General features: G+C 56.0%; 15 protein-coding genes. 9 read left to right on the top strand and 6 right to left on the bottom strand.

Going from position 1 to position 20,351, the window contains the following annotated elements; genetic code table 11:
• Positions 1-23 precede the first annotated feature (23 nt).
• Positions 24-155 carry an entericidin A/B family lipoprotein gene (locus LZU96_RS18205; protein ID WP_031375467.1) on the top strand — a complete coding sequence of 44 codons (132 nt, stop codon included), beginning with the start codon at positions 24-26 and terminating at the stop codon, positions 153-155.
• A 103-nt stretch (positions 156-258) separates the two neighbouring features.
• Positions 259-393 carry an entericidin A/B family lipoprotein gene (locus tag LZU96_RS18200; RefSeq protein WP_233985500.1) on the top strand — a complete coding sequence of 45 codons (135 nt, stop codon included), beginning with the start codon at positions 259-261 and terminating at the stop codon, positions 391-393.
• A gap of 54 nt (positions 394-447) precedes the next feature.
• Here LZU96_RS18200 and LZU96_RS18195 read toward each other — a convergent pair whose 3' ends face one another.
• Positions 448-972, bottom strand: coding sequence for a lipocalin family protein (locus LZU96_RS18195; RefSeq protein WP_233985499.1), 525 nt, complete (start codon positions 970-972; stop codon positions 448-450).
• Positions 973-1,107: 135 nt separating this feature from the next.
• Between LZU96_RS18195 and epmA the strand changes: the two genes are divergently transcribed.
• Positions 1,108-2,085, top strand: coding sequence for an elongation factor P--(R)-beta-lysine ligase (gene epmA, locus LZU96_RS18190; protein ID WP_233985498.1), 978 nt, complete (start codon positions 1,108-1,110; stop codon positions 2,083-2,085).
• Positions 2,086-2,255: 170 nt separating this feature from the next.
• Here epmA and degS read toward each other — a convergent pair whose 3' ends face one another.
• The 3 genes from degS to zapG form a co-directional block, all read right to left on the bottom strand.
• The gene (gene degS / locus LZU96_RS18185; protein ID WP_233985497.1) at positions 2,256-3,317 is read right to left on the bottom strand and encodes an outer membrane-stress sensor serine endopeptidase DegS; all 1,062 of its coding nucleotides are present in this window, start codon (positions 3,315-3,317) and stop codon (positions 2,256-2,258) included.
• 89 nt (positions 3,318-3,406) lie between these two features.
• Positions 3,407-4,780, bottom strand: a complete 1,374-nt coding sequence (degQ, locus tag LZU96_RS18180; protein WP_233985496.1) for a serine endoprotease DegQ — start codon at positions 4,778-4,780, stop codon at positions 3,407-3,409.
• 110 nt (positions 4,781-4,890) lie between these two features.
• Positions 4,891-5,292 (bottom strand): Z-ring associated protein ZapG, encoded by a 402-nt coding sequence (gene zapG / locus LZU96_RS18175; protein WP_233985495.1) that lies wholly within the window; start codon positions 5,290-5,292, stop codon positions 4,891-4,893.
• 178 nt (positions 5,293-5,470) lie between these two features.
• Here zapG and zapE point away from each other — a divergent pair, with 178 nt between their 5' ends.
• From zapE to sspB, 5 genes are all read left to right on the top strand, one after another.
• The gene (zapE, locus tag LZU96_RS18170) at positions 5,471-6,598 is read left to right on the top strand and encodes a cell division protein ZapE (protein ID WP_233985494.1); all 1,128 of its coding nucleotides are present in this window, start codon (positions 5,471-5,473) and stop codon (positions 6,596-6,598) included.
• A 227-nt stretch (positions 6,599-6,825) separates the two neighbouring features.
• Positions 6,826-7,254, top strand: coding sequence for a 50S ribosomal protein L13 (rplM, locus tag LZU96_RS18165; RefSeq protein WP_008925400.1), 429 nt, complete (start codon positions 6,826-6,828; stop codon positions 7,252-7,254).
• A gap of 15 nt (positions 7,255-7,269) precedes the next feature.
• Entirely contained in the window at positions 7,270-7,662 is a 393-nt protein-coding gene (rpsI, locus tag LZU96_RS18160) for a 30S ribosomal protein S9 (protein WP_031375459.1), read from the top strand.
• A 330-nt stretch (positions 7,663-7,992) separates the two neighbouring features.
• Positions 7,993-8,634, top strand: a complete 642-nt coding sequence (gene sspA / locus LZU96_RS18155; RefSeq protein WP_031375458.1) for a stringent starvation protein SspA — start codon at positions 7,993-7,995, stop codon at positions 8,632-8,634.
• A 3-nt stretch (positions 8,635-8,637) separates the two neighbouring features.
• Positions 8,638-9,123 carry a ClpXP protease specificity-enhancing factor gene (sspB, locus tag LZU96_RS18150; protein ID WP_233985493.1) on the top strand — a complete coding sequence of 162 codons (486 nt, stop codon included), beginning with the start codon at positions 8,638-8,640 and terminating at the stop codon, positions 9,121-9,123.
• A gap of 109 nt (positions 9,124-9,232) precedes the next feature.
• Here sspB and LZU96_RS18145 read toward each other — a convergent pair whose 3' ends face one another.
• Positions 9,233-10,990 (bottom strand): sulfite reductase subunit alpha, encoded by a 1,758-nt coding sequence (locus LZU96_RS18145; RefSeq protein ID WP_233985492.1) that lies wholly within the window; start codon positions 10,988-10,990, stop codon positions 9,233-9,235.
• 182 nt (positions 10,991-11,172) lie between these two features.
• Positions 11,173-16,704 (bottom strand): glutamate synthase-related protein, encoded by a 5,532-nt coding sequence (locus LZU96_RS18140; protein ID WP_233985491.1) that lies wholly within the window; start codon positions 16,702-16,704, stop codon positions 11,173-11,175.
• A gap of 891 nt (positions 16,705-17,595) precedes the next feature.
• On the opposite strand from LZU96_RS18140, the gene arcB reads away from it, so the two are divergent.
• A complete protein-coding gene (gene arcB, locus LZU96_RS18135) occupies positions 17,596-19,947 on the top strand; it encodes an aerobic respiration two-component sensor histidine kinase ArcB (RefSeq protein ID WP_233985490.1) in 2,352 nt (783 codons plus the stop codon).
• The last annotated feature ends 404 nt before the right edge of the window (positions 19,948-20,351 follow it).

Below are 20,351 nucleotides of genomic sequence, written 5' to 3'. Positions count from 1 at the left end.
CTTTTTCTTGTGTGAGTGAAAAAATGAAAAAGCTGGCAAAATTAATCGCATTCGCGTTGCTGGTCTCCTCTGCGCTGAGCGCCTGCAACACTTTCCACGGTTTTGGCGAAGATGTCTCCCACTTAGGTGGTGCCATTTCGCGTGCGGCAAACTGACTGTTAAACATCGTCTATTTTGTGGACTCGCCAGCGGCAGTCGTCGGAAATCCGGCTATGCTTAAAGCGCTGTACTTTTACATCCATCAAAAAGGACATTGTTATGTTAAAGAAAAGTATTGTCACACTCTTATCTGTACTGTTTCTCTCTTCACTGCTGACGGCCTGTAATACCACGCGTGGCGTGGGTGAAGACGTCGAAGCGGGTGGTCAGGCGATTCAAAACAGCACTAAGTAAACCGCTATTCCAACCGGTACGAAACACTTTTCGTACCGGCTGTTCGTTTCCGCACTATTTCTGTTTTACCCAGATTAACTCGTCAACCGGGAATCCATCCCGGCGTGCCTGATCGACCAGCTTCTCTTTCACGCCTGGCTCCAGTTGCGGAGTCCGCGAAAGAATCCACAGATAGTGACGATTCGGTCCGCACACCAGCGCATAGCGGTAGTCCGGGTCGAGGGCGATAACGTTATAGCCGCCGTAAAAGGGGCCAAAGAAGGAAACTTTCAACGCCGCGCGTTGCGGATCGCCGGTAAAGTACGCCTTGCCGATGCTCTCCTGCCAGCGCTGTTTCTTCACGTTGTAGCCACGATTGATCACCTTCAGACCGCCATCTTCGCGCGGACTGTAGTTCGCCGTCACCTGTTCAAGGCCGCGTTCAAAAGGGTGATTCAGGCGGGCAATCTCATACCACTGGCCGAGGTAGCGCTGGCTGTCAAAGTTTTCAATCACGGTGACGTTCTTTGGCGGCGTGGTGCTACAGGCGACGGAGAGAAAGGCGCTCAGGCTGGCAATAACGGTTTTCCATGGAGACATAGTGGGATTCCTTTGTGATTTAACTGCTTAAGTATAGAAGCCGAAACGCTGTTTTTGGCAGCGCGGGCGCGAGATTGTTTGCCGCAGGTATTGCAGGTAGACTTCCACCCCTTATTTGTATCAGGAGTCATCACCATGAGCGAAACGGCAAGCTGGCAACCAAGCGCATCCATCGCCAATTTGTTAAAACGCGCGGCGATTTTAGCCGAAGTGCGTCGTTTCTTTGCCGATCGTGGCGTACTGGAAGTGGATACGCCGGCGATGAGTCAGGCGACGATTACCGATATCCATCTGGTGCCGTTCCAGACGCGGTTTGTCGGGCCGGGTGCCGCGCAGGGGCGCGATCTCTGGCTGATGACCAGCCCGGAATATCACATGAAGCGCCTGTTGGCTGCTGGCAGCGGGCCGATTTACCAGATGGCGCGCAGTTTCCGTAATGAGGAAGCGGGCCGTCACCATAACCCGGAATTTACCATGCTGGAGTGGTACCGGCCGCACTACGACATGTATCGTCTGATGAATGAAGTCGACGATCTGATGCAACAGGTGCTGGAGTGCGACAGCGCGGAATCCCTCTCCTATCAGCAGGCGTTTATTCGTCATCTCGAAATCGATCCGCTCTCTGCGGACAAGGCGCAGCTGCGTGAAGTGGCAGAAAAGCTGGGCGAAGGCGAACTGGCGCGGGCGGAAGACGATCGCGATACCCTGCTGATGCTGCTGTTTATGCTGGGCGTGGAACCGAAGATTGGCCAGGATAAGCCTTGCTTCGTTTATCACTTCCCGGCCAGCCAGGCGGCACTGGCGGAGATCAGTACCGAGGATCACCGCGTCGCTGAGCGCTTCGAGGTCTATTACAAGGGCATCGAACTGGCGAACGGTTTCCGTGAACTGACGGACAGCCGTGAACAGCGTCAGCGCTTCGAGCAGGATAATCGCCGTCGTGCGGCGCGTGGCCTGCCGCAACATCCCATCGATACTCATCTGCTGGATGCGCTGGCGCATGGGATGCCCGCCTGTTCCGGCGTCGCGCTCGGCGTGGATCGGCTGATTATGCTGGCGCTGAAAGCGGAGTCATTGAGTGATGTAATCGCGTTTCCGGTGGATCGTTGCTAACCATCTGGCGGGAAAAAGGTGGAAAGGGCAGGGATGGCCCAGCCGATCGCAAAGGAGACCTACTTCCCTATAGGTCGGCCTCGCCTTCTTGGCTCGGACGCTTTGCTCTTCAGCTGGGCCAGCCCTGCCTGTCAGGCTAAATCATGGCGGCTGGCATGCCGCGTGCTGTGCTACTGGCTGCTGTCAGGAAACTCCTGAATGGTGACCGGCAGCGTCAGCGTCTGATCGTTACGCAAGACCTGCACATCAATCACTGAACCCGGGCGAATCTCAGCCACCTGGTCCATCGTCTCCTGCGCGGAAACCGCTGGCTTGCCGTTGACGCTCAGCAACACATCATTGGCCTGAATACCGGCTTTATCGGCCGGACCGTCCGGGGTCACCACGCTAACAATAATGCCCTGTACCCGATCCAGACTGCTGCCCTGACCATGCAGTGGCGGCAGTTCGCGCCCGGTAATGCCGATGTAGCCACGAATCACCCGGCCATCACGAATCAGCTTATCCATGATCTTCGAGGCCAGCGCAGTCGGAATAGCGAATCCAATGCCTTCCGGCGTTTCGCCATCATTGCTTTTGTCGAAGGTCAGGGTATTGATGCCCATCAGTTCGCCCAGCGAGTTGATCAGCGCACCGCCAGAGTTGCCCTGGTTAATCGAGGCGTCGGTTTGCAGGAAGTTTTGCCGGCCCGAAGAACTTAATCCTACCCGGCCGGTGGCGCTGATAATTCCCTGGGTGACCGTCTGGCCGAGGTTATAGGGGTTGCCGATCGCCATCACCACGTCGCCGATATGGGCCAGACGTTTAGGATTGATCGGGATAACAGGCAGGCTGGAGGCGGTGATTTTCAACACCGCCAGATCGGTCATGGCGTCTGAGCCCACCAGCGTCGCTTCAAAGAAACGGCCATCCTGCAGCGCCACAATAATCTGGTCGGCATTGTTGATGACATGCTTATTGGTGAGGATGTAGCCTTTTGCGTTCATGATCACCCCTGAACCCAGGGTAGTGATGCCGCGATTGTTATTGCCATGCGCGCTACGGTTGTAGACGTTCACGACTGCAGGCACAGCGCGTCGCACCCCCTGGTTAAAGCTAAAGGGAGTTTCGTCGTTACTGTCTTCGTGGTTATAGAGGGCGTCGCTGCCCATACGCAGTGCAGGCAGTGCTGCGAGCAAAATACCCGCCACAATCAGGCCCAGCACCACGGCACGCAAAAGTTTAAGAAACATGGTGTTAAATTACGCCAGGGGAGATCGCTGGGCAGAATAACATGAGAGCGGCGGACACACACGCGCTTGTGTCCGCCATAATGCGAGGTTTATCTCAACAACAGATAGATACTTTCGTCGCCGCGTACCACATTCAGCGCCAGTACCGGCGGTTTGCCTTCCAGCACTTTACGCATTTCCGCGATCGACTGAACGCGGTTGCGGTTAACGCCAACAATCACGTCATCTTTTTGCAGGCCAACCTGTTCCGCCGGCGTGCCTTTCTCGATGGTATCGACCTTCACCCCTTTATCACCGGTTTTGGTCTGGCCATCACTCAGCGTGGCACCCTGAAGTGCCGGCGACATCAATTGGGCACTGGCAGTGGTTTGTGCGCTTTGCTCCAGTGTGACGGTCACCGTGACCGGCTTACCTTCACGCAGCAAGCCGAGCTTCACCTGCTCGCCTGGCGCGGTGGTGCCGATCTTCACCCGCAGTTCGGCGAAGCTGGTAATCGGTTTGTCATTCACCGAGGTGATGATATCGCCGGACTTCACGCCCGCTTTCTGGGCTGCTGACTGCGGCAGCACTTCTGAGACAAAGGCACCGCGCTGCGCATCGACGTTAAACGCCTTGGCCATATCCGCGGTCATTTCAGTGCCTTTAATGCCGAGCTGGCCGCGCTTCACTTCGCCATATTTGATCAGCTGCTGAGCGAGATTCATCGCCATATCGCTGGGAATGGCAAAGCCGATGCCGATGTTACCGCCGCTTGAGGCCAGAATCGCCGTGTTAATGCCGATCAGTTCGCCATTCAGATTGACCAGCGCACCGCCTGAGTTACCGCGGTTAATCGCCGCATCGGTCTGGATAAAGTTTTCCAGTCCTTCCAGATTCAGGCCGCTACGCCCCAGCGCCGAGATAATACCGGAGGTTGCGGTCTGACCCAGACCAAACGGGTTACCGATCGCCACGGCGAAATCACCCACCTTCAGCTGATCGGAATCGGCCACTTTTACCTGAGTCAGGTTTTTTGCACCCTGGATCTGAATTAAGGCGATATCGGTCTGCTCATCATGGCCGATCAGTTTGGCTTCATATTCGCTGCCGTCGCCCAACTGCACATTAATCTTATCCGCGCCGTTGACCACATGGTTATTGGTCAGCACGTAACCTTTGGCGGCGTCGATGATTACCCCTGAGCCGAGTCCTTCAAAGGGCTGGGGCTGATTATTTCCGCCAGGCATCTGGCCGAAGAAGCGTTTCAGTGGTTCAGGAATATCCTGGCCCTGAGACGCTGACTCGGTGCCTTCAACGTGAACGCTGACCACGGCGGGCAGCACTTTCTCCAGCATCGGCGCCAGGCTTGGCAGCGGCTGACCGGCGATTTGTGCCGGTAGCGTTGCCATCGCGTCTGGCGCGGCGGCAAGGCTCATCCCAATACTCAAGGCTAATGCGCTAAACAGTCGGGCTTGTTTTTTCATTGCTACAACGCTCTCGCTGCAAAAAGTGGGAGGAATAAATCAGTGTGACAGTCGTTTGAGGTCAGGGTTCGCAAAAAACGTGGGCGCAGACCGGCTGCGCCCCAAAAAGATTAGTCGCGGGCAGGGCGCTCGCCGCGCAGTAAACCGGATGCCCCTTCAGAGTAGTCACGCGGCATCTGTACCGGGACCTGATCGTTATCGGCTTCCGCCTCGGTCAGCTGATAGGCAAACGGGTTTTTCTCACCCGGCAGATTAGGCAGCAGGTCGTTAGAACCTTTCGCCATATGCTGATAGAGCTGACGATAGTCGCGTGCCATGTTGTCCAGCAGCTCCGCACTCTGCGCGAAGTGATTGGTCAGCTCTTCGCGATAATCTGACAGTTCCGCTTTGGTTTTTTCCAGTTCGTACTGCATGCTGCGCTGCTCACGCAATTTCCTGTTGCCAAAACGCATCGCGACTGCGCCGACAATAATGCCTACCACTAAACCAATTAGCCCGTATTCCCAGGTCATAATGACTCCCGTGTTATTTCCGTTGTTCCGTAGGGCATTGCACCATTTCAATAGTAGTCACTATACCCGTTAATCTTATGGATGTGGAACTCTGGAGCGGCATGGCTTAGTGTAGAGCGGCCTTTTTTTCGACAACCGCTGTATGAATCAGACAAAATTCAGGGACTCTGAGAGAACAATGCAAACCTCATCTCCGCTTGCTCGTTATGAGCAGGCGCTGTCGCAGGGCGAATTCAAGCCCGATGACGTACAACGTGAAGCCATTACCCGTTTAGACGCGCTCCAGCACGCTCTGGTCGCCCGTCAGCAATCTGCTGCGCCTGCCACATCTGGCCTGCTGGGCCGCCTGTCGAAGCTGATCGGCAAAGAGAAAAATGAGACGCTCGCCCCGCTGCGTGGCTTGTACATGTGGGGCGGTGTGGGTCGGGGAAAAACCTGGGTCATGGATCTGTTTTTTCAGTCTATTCCTGGCGAGTGCAAACTGCGGCTGCACTTTCACCGCTTTATGCTGCGGGTACACGAAGAGCTGACCCAACTGCAGGGCCAGAGCGATCCGCTGCTGATCATCGCCGACCGCTTCAAAGCCGAAACCGATATCCTCTGTTTCGACGAATTTTTCGTTTCTGACATTACTGATGCGATGCTGCTCGGTACCCTGATGGAGGCGCTGTTTGAACGCGGTATCGCGCTGGTCGCGACCTCAAACATTCCGCCGGACGATCTCTACCGCAACGGGCTGCAGCGTGCGCGCTTCCTGCCAGCGATTGAGCAGATTAAAACCCACTGTGATGTAATGAACGTTGATGCGGGTATCGATTACCGGTTACGGACGCTGACCTCGGCCCATCTGTGGAACTATCCACTGAACGCGGCGACCCATGCGGAGATGGCGCGCATGTTCCAGGCGCTGGCGGGCGGTAAACCGGAGCAGGCACCGGTGCTGGAGATTAACCACCGTCAGATGCCGACGCTGGGCGTCAGTGAGGGTGTGCTGGCGATCAACTTCACGACCCTGTGCGGGGAAGGGCGCAGCCAGCATGACTACATTGCCCTGTCGCGCCGTTTCCACAGCGTGCTGCTGCATGATGTACCGGTGATGATTTATAAAACCGAGGATCAGGCGCGCCGCTTCCTCGCACTGGTTGATGAATTTTATGAGCGTCATGTGAAGCTGGTGGTGGCGGCGGAAACCTCGCTGACCGAGATTTATCAGGGGACGCGGCTGAAATTTGAGTACCAGCGCTGCTTATCCCGCCTGCAGGAGATGCAGAGCGAAGAGTACCTGCGTCTGCCGCACCTGCCGTGAGAATAAAGCGGATAAATAGTGAAATAGGGTTCGATTTTTGTAACCGACTTCTCTATAATCTTGCGACCCCACGTTACAGCAAAGGATTTTTTTCCCAAATCCTCTGTGTTCCAGTAACTCTATCCGAAGGGGTGGCTTGCTGGTCAAAATGGTCGTGTGAGCCTCATTCGTTTACTTAAGCGTTTGGGATTTCACCAACGTGTAACTTAATTTGGGTAAGCTTTTCGATGAAAACTTTTACAGCTAAACCAGAAACCGTCCAACGTGACTGGTTTGTAGTTGACGCAACGGGCAAAACTTTGGGTCGCCTGGCGACTGAACTGGCGCGCCGTCTGCGTGGTAAGCATAAAGCGGAATACACTCCGCACGTTGATACGGGTGATTACATCATCGTTCTGAACGCAGAAAAAGTTGCTGTAACCGGCAACAAGCGTACTGACAAGATCTACTATCACCACACTGGCCACATCGGTGGTATCAAACAGGCGACCTTTGAAGAGATGATTGCTCGCCGTCCTGAGCGTGTGATTGAGATCGCGGTTAAAGGCATGCTGCCGAAGGGCCCGCTGGGTCGTGCTATGTACCGTAAACTGAAAGTTTACGCAGGCAACGAGCACACCCATGCGGCACAGCAACCGCAAGTTCTTGACATTTAATCGGGATTAAAGGCAATGGCTGAAACTCAAAACTACGGCACTGGTCGCCGCAAAAGCTCTACCGCTCGCGTATTTATTAAGCCGGGTAGCGGTAACATCGTTATCAACCAACGTTCTCTGGAACAGTACTTCGGTCGCGAAACTGCCCGCATGGTAGTTCGTCAGCCGCTTGAGCTGCTGGATCTGGTTGGTAAATTCGATCTGTACGTCACCGTTAAAGGTGGTGGTATTTCTGGTCAGGCTGGTGCGATCCGTCACGGTATCACCCGCGCTCTGATGGAATATGACGAATCTCTGCGTGCGGAGCTGCGTAAAGCTGGCTTCGTTACCCGTGATGCGCGTCAGGTTGAACGTAAGAAAGTCGGCCTGCGTAAAGCACGTCGTCGTCCTCAGTTCTCCAAGCGTTAATTGTTTGCAGCTCTGGCTGCGACAATTGGCACAAAAAACCCGCTTCGGCGGGTTTTTTGCTTTCTGCCGCCGTACCGGTGCTGGCGGAAAACGTTAACGGCGCTCGCAATTTCCCCGCAAAGATTCATTCCACGCCCACAAGCTGCCTAAAATCTGGTAAACTCTGTGTCACTTTGCGCCCGCAGGCCGGTGCGTTATGCGTCTCCCCGCCGTCGGGATATCAGTATACGACGCAGCTAACGTGGGTTGCGTGCGAGTTCTATGAGCAAGTGAGTCGCCGGATGGTTGGCTATTCGCAGTAACTTTTTGTGAACAAACTTGGAGGTTTTCATGGCTGTCGCTGCCAACAAACGTTCGGTAATGACGCTGTTTTCTGGTCCTACTGACATTTTCAGCCATCAGGTACGTATCGTCCTGGCGGAGAAGGGTGTCAGCGTAGAGATCGAGCAGGTCGAAATGGATAACCTGCCGCAGGATCTGATTGACCTCAACCCGTATCGCACGGTGCCGACGCTGGTAGATCGTGAGCTGACGCTGTATGAATCACGCATCATCATGGAATATTTAGATGAGCGTTTCCCGCATCCACCGCTGATGCCGGTTTATCCGGTTGCCCGTGGTGAAAGCCGTCTGATGATGCACCGCATTGAGCAGGACTGGTACAGCCTGATGAGAACCGTTGAGAACAGCAGCGGTCAGGAAGCTGAAGCGGCTCGCAAGCAACTGCGTGAAGAGCTGCTGGCGATTGCACCGCTGTTTGGTCGCACACCGTTCTTCATGAGCGAAGAGTTTAGCCTGGTCGACTGCTATCTGGCACCGCTGTTGTGGCGTCTGCCGTCAATGGGCATCGATTTGATCGGCTCCGGTTCAAAAGAGCTGAAAGGCTATATGAACCGCGTGTTTGAGCGTGACTCTTTCCTTGCTTCATTAACTGAAGCTGAACGTGAAATGCGCCTGCAAGCCCGGGGCTGATTTATGGAAATGTCGCAACTTACCGCACGTCGTCCCTATCTGCTGCGCGCTTTCTATGACTGGTTGCTCGACAACCAGTTAACGCCGCATCTGGTGGTCGACATCAATCTGCCTGGCGTGCAGGTGCCGCTTGAGTATGCGCGCGATGGTCAGATCGTATTGAACATTGCGCCGCGCGCAGTCGGCAATCTCGATCTGGCTAACGATCAGGTGTCGTTCAACGCCCGTTTCGGCGGCGTTCCTCGCCAGGTTAATGTGCCGATGGCGGCGATTCTGGCGATCTATGCCCGCGAAAACGGTGCAGGAACCATGTTTGAACCTGAACCGGCTTACGAGCTGGCCTCTCAGGAGACGTCAGACGGTCAGGAAGAGACGATGATGTCCGTGATTGATGGTGATCGTCCTGACGATGCCGGCGATGACGAGACGCCACCTGACGACGATCCACCACCGCGTGGCGGACGGCCTTCACTGCGCGTCGTGAAATAACATCAGATACCCGTCATCACGACGGGTATTTTTTTGCCTGCCGATCGGGCATAAAAAAATCCGGCTGCCTGCGCAAGCCGGATTTTTTATGCGTTAACGCGGGCGCCGATTAATAGACGTCGCGCAGGTAACGCTTCTCTTTCTTCAGCTGATCGATGTAGTCCGCGGCACGTTCGCTGGAAAGTCCGCCGAACTGACGCACCACTTCATACAGCGCGCTGTCGACATCTTTCGCCATGCGTGAGGCATCACCACAGACGTAGAAATAAGCGCCTTCCTGCAGCCAGGCATAGAGCTCTGCGCCCTGTTCCAGCATACGGGTCTGCACGTAGATCTTCTTCTCCTGGTCGCGTGAGAACGCCAGATCCAGCCGGGTCAGTAAACCGCTGTCATGCCAGCCGGTGAGCTCGTCACGATAGATGAAGTCATGTTCCTGATGCTGATCGCCAAAGAACAGCCAGTTTTTACCCTGCGCGCCGGTCGCCTGGCGCTCCTGCAAAAAGGCGCGGAATGGCGCGATACCGGTGCCCGGTCCGACCATGATCAGCGGGGCGCTGTTATTCGCCGGTACGCGAAACGCTTTGTTTGGCGAGATGAAAATGGCGGGCTTTTCACCACGACGCACGCGCTCGGCCAGATAGGTCGAGCAGACGCCGCCACGATTACGGCCACCGCTGTGATAACGTACCGACGCCACCGTCAGGTGAACCTGGTTAGGGTGCGCCTTTGAGCTGGACGAGATAGAGTAGGCACGATGCTGTAACGGACGCAGCAGCGCGACAAATTCCGGCACCGGCAGCGAGCGGGTCAGCTCAAGCTGCAGCAGGTCGAGCGTATCTTTGCCCCACAGCCACACGCCGAGCGCATCTTTATCGTCGTGTTGCAATACGTGGCGCAGTTCCTGGTTGGTGGTGTTCTGTCCCACCCACTCAATCAGCTTGCGTGACGGTTCTGAAATTTCAAACTGATAGGTCAGCAGATCGCCGAGGCTGCGGTCAAAACCGGGTACCGGCGTCTGGTAATCGGCATTCAGCTGGGTCAGCAGCAGGCTGACCAGCGACGGTTCATTGACCGGAATCACGCCCAGCGCATCGCCCGCTTCATATTTCAGGCCGCTGTCGCTGAGATCAAATTCAAAGTGGCGAATGTCTTTCGCGGACTGCTCGCCCGACAGGCGCTTATTGGTGATCAGCGCTGCAGCGTAAGGATTCGACTTGTTGCTGCCCGGGATTACCGGCGCTTCTGGCGCGCTCTCCAGCACCGTGCCGCTACTGCCCGCGCTGGCGGCAAACTGTGGCATCGAACTGTTCAGCCATTCGCTGGACGGCTCTTCATAATCGATATCGCAATCAATACGATCGACCACGCGTTTCGCGCCCAGCTGCTCCAGACGCATATCAATGAATTTACCCGCCTGGCAGAAGCCATCGTAGCCGGTATCACCAATCGCCAGCACGGCAAAGTGCATCTGCTCCAGCCGCGGCGCGGTACTGGCGGAGATCGCATCCCAGAACAACTGAGCGTTGTCCGGCATTTCGCCTTCGCCGTAGGTGGAGGTGACGATCAACACGTGACGCATGGTGGCGAACACATCCAGATCGACATCGCCCAGCGCCTGAACCACCGGCACCAGCCCTTTGGCACGCGCTGATTTGGCGGCAGTTTGCGCCAGCGCTTCCGCGTTGCCGGTTTGTGAGCCGTAGAGAATATGCAGTTGGGTAGTGGCCGCGGCGCCCGTTCCGGCCGCAGGCTGCTGCTTGTCTTCTAACACCAGTAAACGGGAGTGAAGACCGGCGAGGAAGCCCGCCAGCCAGTATTTCTGATCGCCATTAAAGGGTGCATCTTCTGGAATATAAGGAATTTTCATGGGTACTTTTACTCAATCCCGTTTTCACCCGTCATAAGCCACGCCGTTCGCAGGAAGCCGGTCCGTTTTCTCCGCCGCCAGAGTCGGCGGCGGAGAGGGCGGACCTTCTGCTGCGCGTTACCACGCTTAATCCGGATAATATCAATTAATAATATTCACGTTCACTCAGGTCGGCCGTCCTGTCAGGACAGTTTACCCACCGCTGCGGCAATTTCAGGCAGTGCCGCACGGGCAAACAGCTCTTCAAAATCAGGCAGATGTCCCAGCACTTCACGGTTACAGGCATCCTGATACATAATCCAGCCATAGGTCGCCAGGCTGTCCATCGAACGGATGTTACGCTGCGTTAACGCGGCTTTGTAATCTGACATCCGTTTGGTACCGATCAGGCTGGCCAGCTCATCGTCGGTGTAGCTTTCAATGGCTGAACGGGCATGGCGTTGCAGCTTGCTGACCAGTGAAAAATCTTCGGTCATCAGCAGGTTGCGCACCGCTTTTTCAACCGCCGGATCTTCAACCGGTGTCCCTTTCGGCAATTTGCTCAGCGCCAGTTGCTGCGCGAAGCTCAGCACGGTGTAGTTGTTGAGCAGGACATACATTTCCAGCGTGTCGGTGGCACCGTAAGCCGGTACCGCGCCGTTGGCGATGGTTTTCCCCTGACGCCACGCGGCTTTAAACTTCGCCACCTGATGACCCGCCAGCGCTGTCGACAGCTCTTCCAGCAGATCTTTGCGCGTTTTCGCTTTCAGGATTTCACCGCCATCCTGGTAGAGCAGCAGCGAGCGCGGCATGACATAGACGAAGTGGTGACACTCGGTTTCCCAGTTCTCCAGCAGCCACGCCGCACGCGGCGATTGGGTCGCTTCCAGATGCCAGTTCAGCATGGTCAGCACCGCCTGCTTGTGGACCTGGGCCATCTCATCCTGATCGGCAATCGAACCAAACAGCACCGAATCGCCGGCAGCGTGGCTGGCCAGTGAGCCATAGGGATCGTACTGATAGGCGAACCCGCCGCTCATGCCGTTACCAAATCCTTTACCGAAGGTACCCAGGTTAAGGATGGCACCGTTAGTCATGTATTCGCAGCAGAAATCGCCAACCCCTTCAACCACTGCTGTGGCACCGGAGTTACGCACCGCGAAACGGTCACCCGCCTGACCCTGGACAAACAGACGTCCACCGGTGGCACCAAACAGGGCGAAGTTGCCGATCAGCACGTTGCCATCGCCATCCTGTGCGCCGCCGCCTGGCGACATCACCACCAGTTCACCGCCACACTGTCCTTTGCCGACGCCGTCGTTACAGGTGCCGTAGTGCCGCATCTGCATACCATCGTTGCAGAAGGCACCAAACGACTGACCGGCAGAACCGGAAGTGGAAATTTTCACGCTTTCCGGTGCCAGATAGTGACGGCCACGATCGTCCGCCAGCACCGCTGGCATCGCCTGCAGTTGCTCTGCGCTCAGCTGATGGTTCAGCATCCGCTCAATATCGATCGCCAGCTGGCCGCCCACGCTCTTATTGCGGTTGTTGAGCACCACGTTATCGCCCAGCGTAATCTCTGGCTGACGCTGTTCAACCAGCACCAGTTTCAGCTGCTCAACCCAGCCATCATCCAGCTCGAAATCTTTTTCCAGATAAACCGGATGTTCGATTTTCAGCTCCGGCACCACGGTCAGCATGGCGCGTAAATCGAGCTTGCCCACTTCCAGCGGGTGATCCATCAGGTGCAGCAGGTCAGAGCGGCCACGGGCTTCACGCAGCGAACGCAGGCCCATACGCGCCAGAATCTCACGCACTTCATGCGCAACATTGAGGAAATACTGCGCCAGCTGGCGTGGATCGCCATCAAAGGCTTCGGCGTTAGTGGTTAAGCCTGCCGGGCATTTGACGTTACAGTTTTTCGCCATCACGCATTTCAGCATCATCAGGGCAGTGGTGCCAAATTCAAAACTGTCGCCGCCCAGCAGCGCGGATTTCACCACGTCGCTGCCGGTTTGCTGGGCACCCGAACAACGCAGCAGCACTTTGTCACGCAGGCCATTGGCGCACAGCGCCTGATGCACTTCCGCGATGCCGATTTCCGCCACGCGGCCGGTATATTTCAGGCTGGTAACGGAAGCGGCACCGGTGCCGCCGGTGTTGCCAGCCACGTTGATGACGTCTGCGCCCGCTTTGGCCACGCCAACCGCGATGGTGCCGATGCCTTCCGACGAGACCAGCTTAACGATGACCCGTACTCGAGCGGCTTTACAGTCATGGATCAGCTGCGCCAGATCTTCAATCGAATAGGTGTCGTGATGCGGTGGCGGCGAGACCAGCTCGACGCCAGGCGTACCGCCACGGGCGGCGGCAATTTCCACCGTGACTTTAGCAGCCGGTAACTGGCCGCCTTCGCCAGGCTTCGCGCCCTGACCAATTTTAATCTCCAGCTCTTCCAGCATTGGATCGGCCAGATAGGCTGCCCAGACGCCGAAGCGACCCGACGCCAGCTGTTTGATGCGTGATGCGCGGATGGTGCCGTGACGTGAGTAGTGTTCGCCACCTTCACCGCAGTTACTCATGCCGCCAACCATGTTGGTGCCATGCGCGACGGCTTCATGGGCTGGCGCGACCAGCGCACCGTGACTCATCGCACCGGACGCAAAGGTCCGGGTGATTTCACAGGCGGGCTGCACCTCACTCAGCGGCAATGACGGCAGAGTAGTGAAAATACGCGACAGATAATCGGCCGCTTTGCCGTAAGCGGTCACTTTCAGACCACCGTCGACCACTTCACTGCTCTCGATATCGTCGTTAAAGCGGAATTTCAGCGCGCGCGACAGGTTCTGCAGACGCTCTGGCTCTGGCTTCAGGCCGGCGATCGCATCGGTCAGGCGCAGCATAAAGTGATTCAGGCTGCCATCCACCGCTTCACACACCAGGCCGCGGATCGCAAAGCCGTTGTTGGTCAGTGAATAACGGCCCAGCTTGCGGCGGAACTCCGCTTCACTGTCGATGTGGGTCAGGTCAGCCGGGAAGGTCAAAATATCGCGCAGTGCCGCCGGGCGACGTTTACGCTCTTCGTACATCAGGCTGGAGAACTGACGGTAATCGGCGGTGATGGCGAAATTGTTGATCACCTCATCCGGGATGCGCTCGAAGCTGCTGTCTTTAAAGGTTTCTGGCTTGATGCCAAAGGCGTTGTCGAGCTTCGCCAGCGTCATCAGGCGGATAAAGTTATCCTCTTCACGCGCTTTATTGGCAAAGCGGATCGGCTCTTCGGTCATATCAATAAAGGTACGTACCGCGATGGTGCCATACGAGTGGCCCGCGCCTTCGGCACGCTCTTTAAACAGACCCAGCAATGGCACTTCAGATTCGCCCTGAATCTTCAGCGCGCTCTGATGCCAGTCGACCGCCATCTGAGCGATGGTGGCGAAACCAGCGCCGCCAACCGGGGTTTTGATATTCGGGAAATACTTTTTCAGCACCGGATCGTCAGTGTTGAGGAAGTTTGGCTCAAAGAACTCACCGCTGCTGTAGCTTTCAACGGTACAGAGACCCACTTTGCCCATGGTTTTCATCAGCGCTTTTTCAGCCGCTTTGGCATAGCGTTTAAAGGCTTTGTTGCCTTCTTCGCCTTCACCGAACTTCTCTTCGGCGCGCATCTGCACACCGAGCGGATAGATAGCCGAGGCACCGAAGCCCAGCGTGGCGGCAATGTGGTGCGACGAAATGCTCTGGCCGCTCTCAACTACCAGCGAAACATCCAGACGCAGGCCTTCCTGCACCAGACGCTGGTTGATGGCAGAGACCACCAGCAGCATCGGAATCGCCGCCTGCTTAGAGGAGATGTGGCGATCGGTCAGGACCGCGATGCCGCCCTGGCTGCGGGCGAAATCGACCACCTGCTGCGCCAGATCGTCAATCGCCTTTTCCAGCGCGTTGGCGTTAGCCGTGGTGCTCAACAGATCTTTGCCAATCACCGGCTCATAGAGCATCTCAAAGCGGGCATAAGGTGCGATGGTCTGCTCGCGTAAACGCAGCATATCGAGGTGGCTGAGAATTGGCGAAGGCACCACGATCTGACGACCTTTGCTGCGGCCGAGATGCGGTTTAGCACCCAGCGCGACCCGCAGCGTCATGCCATCCACTTCACGGATAGAGTCGAGCGGCGGGTTAGTCACCTGGGCGAAGCGCTGAGAGAAATAGTGCGCCATGCCGCCTTCATGATCGGACAGACCGTTAATCGCGTTGCCGTAACCCATCGCTGAGATCTTCTCGGCGCCGGTGTTCAGCATCGGGTCCATCATGAACTTGAAGCTTTCCTGGTTGTAGTAGTAGGCCACAAAGCGCTGATAGGTTTTCAGGTCACCGCGATAGCGCAGCGGCGAACCCTGCTGCTCAGCTGGGATCTCTGGCAGATCTTCCAGTCCGACGCGCGCTTCACGCAGCAGCGCCGGATAATCTTTTTCGGCCGCCAGTTTTTCCAGCGCCTGCACCGTGGTGTAGCTGCGTTTTTCGCGATGATCGAAATAGAGCATTCCGCCCGCTTCGATACGGCCGCGACGCAGCACGCTTTCCGGTGGGAAGGCGATCTGGCCCGCTTCGGACATCGCGCCGATATATTCCGCGGTTTCCACCGAGCGCAGCGGACGCAGGCCAAGACGGTCGAGACGCGCGCCAATCACTTCGCCATTACCGAAGATTAATGCCGCCGGGCCGTCGTTCTTCTCTTCATACAGCGAGAAGTATTCCAGCATGTCGCGCACCTGTGGCGACAGCGAGCTGTCGTTTTCCCAGGCGGGCGGCATCATCGAGACCACGGCGGTGATCAGGTCAAGGTTATCTTCCATCAGACGGCTATGGATGCTCTGGTCGAGACGCGAGCTATCCGACTGGCCTTTCGGCCGCACAATTTTCTTGCCGCGCGCCAGCGCCAGTGCCGACTCGGCGATGCGGTTTTTACGGTCGGTATTCAGTTCACCGTTGTGCGCCATCAGGCGGAACGGCTGCGCCATGGTGGTATGCGGATCGGTGTTGGTCGAGAAGCGGGTATGGAAAAACAGCCCGCGCACCTGATGATCGGGATCGGTCAGATCTTTGAAGTAAGGGATGACTTCATTGGAATTCAGACGCGCTTTGAATACCTGAGTGCGCGAGGAGAGCGACAGCGGATAGAGACCGCCAAATTCGCTTTCGGTAAAGGCACGCGCTTCGATGGTTAACAGGGCGCGGTAAATGCGTTGTTCGAAGTCGTTTTGATCGACCACGTCCTGAGGTGCGGTGAAAATCCACTGCAGAATCGGTAGCTGGAACTGCACTGCCGCCGGACGCGTCACGCTGCTGTCGAGCGGCATGTCACGTTTCATGATCACCGGCAGGTTAAAGCTGCTCAGCGTTTCATCGACCAGACGTTCTGCATTCGCACGCAGTTCGGCATCTTTCGGCACAAAGAAGTTGCCGACGCCAAAGCGGCCCGCTTCCAGCGGCTGGCCGGTGATTTTACGGAAGAAATGCAGGGAGAGATCGACGTTAACGCCGGCGCCATCGCCTACGCCTTCCGCCGACATGCCGCCACGATGCGGTACGGTACAGAGGGCGCTATGCGCCATCTGCAGAATCTCATGGGTCTGCTCGCCGTCCTTACGCGTTATGAAACCTACACCACAGCTATCACTGCCTGCTGTTGGGTCATACAAGCCATAGGAATGAGGTTTGTTAGTGGACATTGAGGGTCTCCTTAAACTGCTTTTGACATTACCTGCACTGTTTCAGGGTCTTAGCGCAACTGAGGCGCACTTCATTTTCATCGCCATGCTCTGTCGAGCGCGCGTCATAACCCTGAGCATTTCTCTCCAGACATCGGTGAAACGTCCTTAATTGAGCTGCTCTTCGATTTCCGGTCTCTTAAAGGAGATGACTTAAACCACGCGGGAGTCTTCTTGTTGCATAGATATGCCGAGACACTGGCCCGTCAGGAAAGCTTTCAGCGGATTTCCAACTTATCGGGAAAGCGTAATCAGGTCAAATGAGGCGGACAGACGGGCTTATTGTGCCGTTTATCACGATAACTAGATGAATTTAAAGGGTTATAGGGTTTAAATTGTCTTACTTTAGCCCCTCTCGATCGGTCGATAAATGTGAACTGACTCACTGTAGTGCAGCCGTCCAATCTCTGCACCATGCTGGTGAGTCGGTCTTTAACAGCATTAAATGCTGTTCAGTACCGCTGATGCGCAGGATGTATCTGTTTTTCTTATGTCCGTATATTTGAATGAAACAGCGCAGGGTTATAAGAAAAATTAATCAGGATGGATATGCTTAAAACATCATTAAAGATGAATGAGTATTCATTAAATGGGGTCAGCCTGTACAACTGAGCGTTGCCAGGAGATTGAAAAAACACCGTGCGGAGGATTTGCCGTTTCAGCGGCGGCCTTACAGATTATTCATTTGGCACAATCAGTCAAGGGTTTTAATCCTGTTGTCATAAACGTCGCCGATCGGTAAGGCCGATGCACCATAAAAGCGCACTACATCGCTTATCTTCCCTTGCGCGGCTGCGACGGCGCAGCCCGAATTACGCTATCATGAGCCTGTTTCTCTTCCAGGGAGTTTTTATGAAACAAATTCGGCTGTTGGCGCAATATTACGTTGATTTGATGGTGAAGCTCGGCCTGGTGCGGTTCTCGCTGCTGCTGGCCTCGGCACTGGTGGTGCTGGCGATGATTGTCCAGATGGCAGTCACCATGGTGCTGCGCGGCCACGTCGAGAGCATCGATATGGTGCGATCGGTGTTCTTCGGGCTGCTGATAACGCCGTGGGCGGTCTATTTCCTGTCGGTGGTGGTCGATCAACTGGAAGAGTCGCGACAGCGGCTGGCGCGGCTGGTGGACAAGCTGGAAGAGATGCGTACCCGCGACCTGGAACTGAATCAGCAGATGAAAGAGACCATCACGCAGCTCAATCAGGAGATTACCGACCGTAAAAAGGCGGAGCAGGCGCGTGAACAGGTGATGGACAAGCTGCGCGAGGAAGTGACGCGGCGCGAACAGGCACAGATAGAGCTGGAGCAGCAATCCTCTTTTCTGCGCTCATTCCTCGATGCCTCGCCGGATCTGGTCTTCTATCGCAACATCGACAAGCAGTTCTCGGGCTGTAACCGCGCGATGGAACTGCTGACCGGCAAAAGCGAAAAGCAGCTGATTGGCCTGACGCCGCGTGATATCTACGATGATGAAGCGGCCACCAAAGTGCTGGAAACCGATGAGAAAGTGTTCCGTCATAACGTCTCGCTGACTTATGAACAGTGGCTGCAATACCCTGACGGGCGCAAAGCCTGTTTTGAGATCCGCAAAGTGCCTTATTACGACCGCGTTGGCAAACGCAGTGGACTGATGGGGTTTGGCCGCGATATTACCGAGCGTAAGCGCTACCAGGACGCGTTAGAGAACGCCAGCCGGGAAAAGACCACCTTTATCTCAACCATCAGCCACGAGCTGCGTACGCCGCTTAACGGCATAGTCGGGCTGAGCCGCATTCTGCTCGATACCGATCTGAATCAGGAACAGCTGAAGTACCTGAAAACCATTCATGTTTCGGCCATCACGCTGGGCAACATCTTCAATGACGTGATTGAGGTCGACAAAATTGAGCGGCGTAAAGTGCAGCTGGACAATCAGCCGCTCGACTTCACCAGTTTCCTCGCCGATTTAGAGAACCTGTCCGGGCTGCTGGCGCAACCAAAAGGGCTGAAGTTTGTGCTCGCGCCGGCGCTGCCGCTGCCGCACATGATCTCCACCGACGGCACCCGACTGCGACAGATCCTGTGGAACCTGATTGGCAACGCCGTGAAGTTTACCCAGCAGGGCGAGATCGTGGTGCGGGTGGCGTATGGGCAGGATGAGATGCTGCGCTTTGAGGTACAGGATTCCGGCATGGGTATCCGCCAGGAGGAGCAGGACAAGATTTTCGCCATGTATTACCAGGTCAAGGATCAGCACGGCGGCAAACCGGCGACCGGCACCGGTATTGGTCTGGCGGTATCACGCCGGCTGGCACAGGCGATGGGCGGCGATATCCGGGTGCAAAGTGCGCCGGGGCAGGGCTCATGCTTCACCGTAGAGGTTAAAGCACCACGCATTGCGGAAGAGGTCGAAGATGAAGGCGTAGACGACAGCCTGCCTTTACCGGCGCTGCACGTTCTGCTGGTCGAAGATATTGAACTGAACGTCATTGTGGCGCGCTCGGTGCTGGAGAAGCTGGGCTGCAGCGTAGAGGTGGCGATGACCGGCAGCGACGCGCTGGCGATGTTTGACCCGCTGGAGTTTGATCTGGTGCTGCTGGATATTCAGCTACCCGACATGACCGGGCTGGATGTGTCGCGGGCGATTCGCCAGCAGCATCAGGGTGTGCATCTGCCGCCGCTGGTGGCGCTGACCGCCAACGTGCTGAAGGACAAAAAAGAGTATTTCGATGCCGGAATGGATGATGTGCTCAGCAAACCGCTGGCCGTGCCGGCGCTGACGGCGATGATCAAAAAGTTCTGGGACTACCAGGCGGAGCCGGAGGATGAGACAGCCCTCGACGAGGCGGATAACAGTCAGATGCTGCTGGATATCCCGATGCTGGAACAGTATCTCGAACTGGTCGGGCCGAGCCTGATTACCCAAAGCCTGACGATGTTTGAAAAGATGATGCCGGGTTACCTTGAGGTGCTGGAATCTAATCTGATGGCGCGCGACCAGAAAGGCATCGCTGAAGAGGGTCACAAAATCAAAGGCGCGGCGGGATCGGTGGGGTTACAGCATCTGCAACTGCTGGCAAAACAGATCCAGAGCCCGGAACTGCCAGCCTGGTGGGATAACGTCGTCGAATGGATTGATGAGCTGAAGCAGGAGTGGCGACATGATGTGCAGGTGCTGCGCGACTGGGTAGCGGAACAGGAAGTTTCATCCGCCAGAAAAAAATGACCCCAGCCGAGGCCGGGGTGCGCGAATACTGCGCCAACACCAGGGAAAAAGTAGCGGCTGCTATGCTTTGAGTAATAAATGCAGCCGCATGGTATTGGTTAACTCTGCCATCACCTTAGCAAATTCATCTTAACGTGTTACAAGATTCATTAAAATGTGTGATGTTGAGCAGCGTTTAAATACAGAAAACATTAATTTGGCAACACAGTCAAGTAAGGAATCATTTTCTGCGTTGCATTGCGGTAATTTTAATCAGTTCTCCCGCTTTTTGCGCGCTTTTAACGCGCCCGGACGGCAGCGGCAGACCGGGGGAAGGGGTCAGGCGAAGCCGCCGCTCTCTCAGGCGGATCTGCACTGCTAACGCGCTGATATTACTCGGCAGGGGTGCAAAATGGCGCGATTTA

Source organism: Pantoea agglomerans, assembly GCF_021397715.1.
Classification (GTDB): Bacteria; Pseudomonadota; Gammaproteobacteria; order Enterobacterales; family Enterobacteriaceae; genus Pantoea; species Pantoea astica.
Note: the sequence above shows the minus strand (reverse complement) of the source record. Positions and strands in the feature narration are given on the sequence as shown.